At 36.9% G+C, this 1,912-nt stretch carries 2 protein-coding genes; both read right to left on the minus strand.

All coding sequences use genetic code 11. The features are described from left to right. A partial coding sequence (locus ACZFYI_RS19825) for a UDP-N-acetylglucosamine 2-epimerase (protein ID WP_462525849.1) occupies positions 1-331 on the minus strand: 331 nt, incomplete at its 3' end. Then, a partial coding sequence (locus ACZFYI_RS19830; protein WP_462525850.1) for a capsule assembly Wzi family protein occupies positions 331-1,912 on the minus strand: 1,582 nt, incomplete at its 5' end. The genes ACZFYI_RS19825 and ACZFYI_RS19830, both read right to left, overlap by 1 nt.

Genomic DNA, 1,912 nt, shown 5'->3' on the forward strand with positions numbered 1-1,912 from the left:
CTATGGAGCAGGCAAGCGTAGAGGTAACATCTCCCACTACCAAAACCACGTTGGGTCTGTTTGGAATTAATTCTTTTTCAAAAGCAACCATTATCGCTGCCGTCTGCTCGGCTTGAGTCCCCCCGCCTGCTTCCAGATTGACATGAGGTTCGGGAATATTGAGTTGTTCAAAAAAATCCCCAGACATTTTTCTGTCATAATGCTGGCCAGTATGTACTAATCTAAATTGGATGGTAACTCCTTGTTTCTGCTTATCTTGGATTGAACTTACTATAGGCGCAATTTTCATAAAATTTGGCCTTGCACCTGCTACTAAAGAAATCTTGATCATTAGTAGGCTTCCTTTTTATTGAAAATATAAATCAAACTCACTTGCGAATGAAAGGACAATAAATTTTCCCCCCTAGGAAATTCAGGAGTACTCTTTGGATTCATTTGCCATTGGTAATTCAATCCGTTTACTATTTGAAGCTTAGACCTTAGAAGCAAATTCCCCCATCTTTTATCATAAAGAAAGCCAATGCTTAAGTCTATCCAAGGTTTACGATCTGTCTTATTTAATCCGGCTCTATAATAAAAATCTTGATGGTTTTCCAATCTTTCAAACAATATTCCAAATTTATCGAAGTTTTCAACAACGGAAAGTTCTAATGTCTGAACATTAGAACCAACCCCTATTCCTACTCCTAATGCTTGCCCAAAATTTGCAAATCCTCGTGTCGGGGAATGTGTATGCCAAGTAATTCCGCCTGTCTCTCCCGGATATCTGATATATCTGTTTACAGATTCCTGTTGATGAGTTATTTCAGCCCTTATTTGAAAAAACCTATTTTGACTGGATAAAGAAATCAGCTTATTAAATCCCATCAAATAGGCTCTTGCATGCTCCGGATTGAGGATGAACTCCCTCCAATTCAAAGCATGGTCTCTTCTTCCATATTCACCATAAAATTCGAAATGACTTTTTGGAATCAGCCATCTAAAGGATATACTGATTTGTTGATCAGCTCCATCACTGTCAAAATCAACCGAATTTCCATCCTGAAAAAATTGTTCTTTAGTAACTCCTGAAAATACAGGGAAAAAATCCAAAAATGAATTCCCCATATTTTCTCTATAAACCTGAAAAGTTCTATTGAACCCCAAAAACAGACCAGGCACCCATTTAGGGTTATAAGAAACTGATAGTGCATTTACATATTTCCAATCTCCTGAAAAAGGCCTAAAAAACTCATTATTTAACTCAGGATGTTGAGAAGGAGCTAAACCTGACTCATCAATTCTCCCACTCAATAATTGTGTTTCAAAATTGCCTAAAAAGGTTTTAGCCGGTTTGGTAGTATTAAGTGTCAAATGGAGGAATCCTTGAGCATTATTGGAAAAAGTTAAGGAGTTCCACTGCCCAGGTCCCCATCCTATATTTTGAGTTGCAACACCTGCTTCAAATGCCCCAAAAGCCATCGATAATTTTGATTGTCCCCACCAAAATTTTGAATATTGATTATCACCAAATCTTTCCGGGTAATCTCCTTGATTCCAATATACAAACCTTGCAATATTAACTGATTCAGGAAAATCTGAGGGAAATCCAAACCAAGAATTATTTGAAGCAAGGACAAGTTCGGGTTGAAACTGTAATTTTAAAAATTTCCATCCTGTAAAAACTCCTCCCGTCAAGTATTGTTGAAGGCCTACGTTTGGAATCATACCAAAATCTCCCCAGCCATATGGACGCTTAGAGTTGAATTGGGTGGTACTTAGAAAAGGAAGAATTTTAATTTTAAGATTCGAATCCTTATTTCCAACCAAAGAACTGTCAATTAGTGGAAAATCATTAACAAATTGGAGCGGCCTCAATTGAAGGGAAGAATTAGACTTTGATAAATCAATTAATTGATCTCTTCTCAAATAT

Source organism: Aquiflexum sp., assembly GCF_977115555.1.